Annotated in this window: 3 protein-coding genes; 1 reads left to right on the top strand and 2 read right to left on the bottom strand. The window is 39.1% G+C overall.

The window, feature by feature from the left end; all coding sequences use genetic code 11:
• Positions 1-748 precede the first annotated feature (748 nt).
• The gene (omp33-36, locus tag HADU_RS10490; protein WP_004813682.1) at positions 749-1,648 is read left to right on the top strand and encodes a porin Omp33-36; all 900 of its coding nucleotides are present in this window, start codon (positions 749-751) and stop codon (positions 1,646-1,648) included.
• A gap of 36 nt (positions 1,649-1,684) precedes the next feature.
• On the opposite strand, the gene HADU_RS10485 is transcribed toward omp33-36, so the two are convergent.
• Both HADU_RS10485 and HADU_RS10480 read right to left on the bottom strand, forming a co-directional pair.
• Positions 1,685-2,392, bottom strand: coding sequence for an ion channel (locus HADU_RS10485; RefSeq protein WP_004813684.1), 708 nt, complete (start codon positions 2,390-2,392; stop codon positions 1,685-1,687).
• Positions 2,393-2,747: 355 nt separating this feature from the next.
• Entirely contained in the window at positions 2,748-4,709 is a 1,962-nt protein-coding gene (locus tag HADU_RS10480; RefSeq protein ID WP_008306028.1) for a BCCT family transporter, read from the bottom strand.
• Positions 4,710-5,003: the final 294 nt, after the last annotated feature.

The raw sequence follows: 5,003 nt of genomic DNA, 5'->3' as shown, positions 1-5,003 counted from the left end.
TTTTTTTATCTATTTCATTTTTTATATAATATCTTACCAAAGGTAGTGCACCATTATGGTGCTTTAATTTCTTTTAAAATATATCTTGATTTGTTTAATATTTATACTTATTGATTGGTCTTTATCCCCTCACTCATCTCTACTTAAGTTTCAGGCAAAAAAAAGCCCAACCTTGGGGAAAGCTGGGCCGATAAAACACAAAATTCGTGGAGAATCAGGTCAAATAAAGAATTTAAGTAAATACATCATCTAACTTGATGAATTAATTATCGTAACTTTCATGTAGAATGTAAAGCATATTAAATTAGTTGGATTTGATATTTGTCTGTTTTTTACACAAAATTAGATTTAATTTAAATAAAAAATAAATTTAATGAATTAGAAAAGAATTATTGAATCAACTAAATAAGTGATCTAGGCATTCTTAATCATTTATATGGAGAGGTTTGACTCTATAGAATTGGTTTTTCCAATTCTTATATACATTTGAATTAAATTAAACAATAACCACCTATTATAAATGTGAATTTTCACGTGTTTTATATTATTTCTTTTTATTTAAGTAATTATTTGTTCTATCAGTATTTTTTTAGAACTAAGCAGTTGAATAATAAATTCACAATCTTTACAAAAACATAACAATTATAAAATTCACATTTATATGATTTTAAAAGGTTTATTGACTTAATAAATTGTTACAATACAATTACCCCCTGTTTTACCTCCCCTTTGAAAAACGGTAATAATCATGAAAAAACTAGGTTTAGCCACTGCTTTATTATTAGCGATGACCGGTGCTCAAGCGTATCAATTTGAAGTTCAAGGTCAAGCAGAACACATTGACAATACTGCCAATGACAAAGATTTTGCTGGTGCTGTTCAAGGTACTTACTACCTGAAAGATGTTGATGCTTCTAAAGGCCCTTTAGCTGAAGCAGCATTCCTAAACCAAGCTTCTAATGTTTCTGCGGCTTATAGCTACGGTGAAGATGGACAAGAATTTGGTGACCGTGCCGTCTACCATACTTATGGTGTGAAAGGTGAAGCCTACATCCCAACTAAACTTGTTCCAGCATATGCAAGCGCTTCTTATAACCATACTATTATTGACAATAAAGCTGGTGAAAAAGATGACAATGGTGACCGTTATGCATTAGAAGTGGGTGTATTACCTATTCCTAATTTCCTGGTTACTGTAGGTTATACAAGTGTTGCTGACCAGACTTCTTACGATGCTTTCAATATCGTTTCTAATGGTGTTGCTAAAGCAGCTCTTGAGACGATGACTATCAATGAAGATCAAGATGCAATTACTGCACGTACTAAATACGTAGGTGCAATCGATGGTACAACTATGTCGATCGGTTTTGAATCTGGTTTAGTTTACGGTGAAGACACTGCTTATAACCTAGGTACAACGCTTTACCTCAACCCTAAACTAAGTGTTGGCGTTTCTTATATGGAATCTAGCTATGCAGGTTCTCCAGATAAAGCTTTAGGTGCGAACGTAAACTACTTCGTTACTCCAGCAGTATCTGTAGGTGCTAGCTATGTTAATGCTAACTACGAAACTAAAAATGCTAATCTGGATCAAGATGTTGCAACAGATACCCAAACTGTGGGCTTGAATGCTAAATTCCGTTTCTAATTTCTGATTAGATTCTGAATACAGAAAAAGGACACTTTATGTGTCCTTTTTTTCTTGCTCTGATTTTCTATGCGGTAAATGAGAAATATATTGCAGCCCCACCAGTCGAGAGACAATCAATGCCAGATACATCACGCCAAAGAACATCTGGATCATGGCGAGCATTCTGGCAAATGGACTCACTGGCATGGTATCCGCCAATCCTGTCGCGGACTGCACACTAAAACTCAAGAACAGCAAATCTAACCAGGGCTGATAAGCTTGTAGATCTGGATCAGCAAAACTATAGGGAACCAATAACTGACAGATACTATAAAGAAAAGCGAAACCCCAAGCCATCAAAGTAAAGGCTGCGCCTGCCGCAAATAATTCATCTTTGGTCAGGTAACGGTCATGAAACATATAACGCAATAAACCATAGGATGCACTAAAATAAGCACATGCTTCAAAGGCATGGGCGGTAATTAAGACCCAGACTTGTTTCATCCCGAATAAAACCAATGATGAAAAAAATAGCGCACCAACAACGAAACTTAATCCCAATAAGGTAAATACGGGAGTCTGACGAATAACCCTAGCGATCACCAGTAAAACCAATACGCCTAGTACCCAAGTTGCAGCCCGATAAGGTGCGTATTCATAGCTCAGTACTGACAGGATCAGAATGATGAATTGCAGACAAAGCAGCCATGCAGAAGGCAGGCGCTTAAAGGTCGTCCAGCACATTAACAAAGCTTGCTTCATCTAATCCTTCTTCTTCATGACACTACAATCTGCAGTTTTATTGTTATCTGCTCAAACTTAACATGTAATCATGTCATATGCAGAGCAGTGCTTTGTATCAAAATGATGTATTCATTTAAAAATATAAGCAGTTAAATCACATCTAATTTTTTAGTTTATTAATATAGATTTTTCCTTCATCATTTTACGAGCTAATCATCTATATTTTTATTAAAGAATAAATGAAATTTTTATTATTTATAAATAAGTTAAGGGTTCATATCCTTGTTAAATTTCAAGATAAACCGAATAAAAAAGGACACAATATGCATCCTTTTTTATTCGGTTTATTAGGTTAATTAAGCGATAGCACCACTTAGCGCACCCTGCTCAAGAAGTGCAGATGCCGTTCATACTGATCCAAAATATCCTGCAAAAGATCTTCCCGGGTCCATTCCATCACATCATAGTTTTGCCCACCTTCATTGAGGAAGACTTCAGCTTGAAAATATTGTCCTGCATCTTCACCCTGAGATGGCATAAAACTTGGCGGCAAGATCTGGCGTGCAACCACTGCATAAACGAAATTCGCTTCATCCTGATGATCTACTCGTAAGCAAAGTCCCTGCTCTATTTCATCAATGATGACGGCATGATGACGGCGTTGAAACTCTTTCTGAATACTTAAAAATGCCTGTCTGACTTCCGACTGGATATACGCTGTCACTTCCTGTTCATTATGAGCATAATGCATGATAAGTCCCAAACGTTGCTGCCAGCTACGCGGATTATGAATTGCTCGTGGTGTAATTCGGGCTTCTTGTAATGCATGCATTTTGGTGACTTCCAGCCGCAGTGCTTTGATCAGCCCCCAACTAATCACCAACATGATCAAGGTAAAAGGCAAAGCACTCAACATGGTGGCAGATTGCAGTGCAGCCAGGCCACCTGCATATAACAGCACAATTGCCAGTAAAGCCATGATCACTGTCCAGAACAGACGCTGCCAAGTTGGAGACTGATCAGATTTCGCAGTCAGATAATCAGTAACCAGTGCACCAGAGTCAGCCGAAGTGACGAAAAATAACATTACCAAGAATGTGGCGACTACACTCATCACTGCCGAGAAAGGCAACCCCTGCAGAAATTCAAACAGTGCCACAGATGAGTCACGCTGTACTGCCTGCATTAGGTTAATATTCGCTTCATGCAAAATGCTGTAAAGCGCAGCATTGCCCATAAAGCCCATCCAGATCAGGGTAAAGCCGGTTGGAATCAGTAAAACGCCCACGATGAATTCGCGAACCGTTCGACCTCGAGATACCCGGGCAATGAACATCCCGACAAATGGTGACCAGGAAATCCACCAGGCCCAGTACATAATGGTCCATCCGCCAATCCAGCCATTAGGCTGATAGGCATAAAGATTAAAGGTCATACTGAATAGACCAGACACATACTGTCCGACGTTTTGAATAGTCGTTTGCAGCAGATAAATAGTCGGTCCTGCCAGAAAGACAAAAAGTAATAGTCCCAAAGCCAAAACCAGATTCAGTTCGGATAGGCGTTTAATCCCTTTATCCAGACCAAAAAATACCGAGAGTGAAGCCATCGCACTGACAATAATAATCAGGATGACTTGTACTCCAGTACTTTGCTCAATGCCAAACAGATAGTTCAGACCAGAATTGATCTGTGTTACTCCGAAACCCAAAGTGGTAGCGACACCAAATACGGTTCCAATCGTTGCGAAGATATCGACACCATCCCCGATCGGGCCGTAAATTCGCTTGCCAATTAAAGGATAAAGTGCAGAGCGTATTTTCAAAGGTAACTGATGCCGGTAGGCAAAGTAAGCCAAGGATAATCCGACCAGTGTATAGATCGCCCAGGCATGGAGTCCCCAGTGAAAGAAGGTCACACGCATGGCCTGCTGTGCCGCCTGAATAGTTTCCGGTTCACCCGATGGCGGAGTGACATAGTGCATTACCGGTTCAGCAACACCGAAGAACATCAGCCCAATGCCCATGCCGGCAGTAAACAGCATGGCAAACCAGGAGGTATTGTTATAATCCGGCATACTATGGTCCGGACCAAGCTTAATCCTGCCCATGTCCGATAGTGCAATAAAAATCAGCAGAATCAGGAAAATTGCAACAGAGAGTACATAGAACCAGCTAAAAGAGGTCGTCACCCACTGGTTCAGTTGCTGCGTCATCAGTTCAAACGAATTAGGTGCCAGGACCACCATTAAAAGAAATAGTCCAATGATGATGACAGTTGTTAAAAACACACGAGGATTCACATTGGAATACCAGGATGTGGTTCTGGAAGACATATCCACTCCATTTTTGCTTTTTATTAATCAGACCAGATCGGTCCCACATACATTACTCAAAAAAAACTTGAATAAAAAAATGTATTTCGATCACATATCTAAACTTAAGTAAAATGATAAGTTATTGTTCTTATTCGCTTGGTTGTACTCCTGTGTTCTTCTCGTAACATGTCATAGAAAAGACTTGATCTTCTGTTTTTTCCAAAATCTAGAAATCCAGCTATGCAATAAAGAGATGGAAAAATGAACTTCTTCATGAGCGTTGGCATCTACAGGCAATAAAAAAAGTCCCTT

Source organism: Acinetobacter sp. HA (assembly GCF_000264725.1).
Classification (GTDB): domain Bacteria; phylum Pseudomonadota; class Gammaproteobacteria; order Pseudomonadales; family Moraxellaceae; genus Acinetobacter; species Acinetobacter schindleri.
The sequence above is the reverse complement of the archived record's forward strand: the minus strand, read 5'-3'. Positions and strand labels throughout refer to the sequence as shown.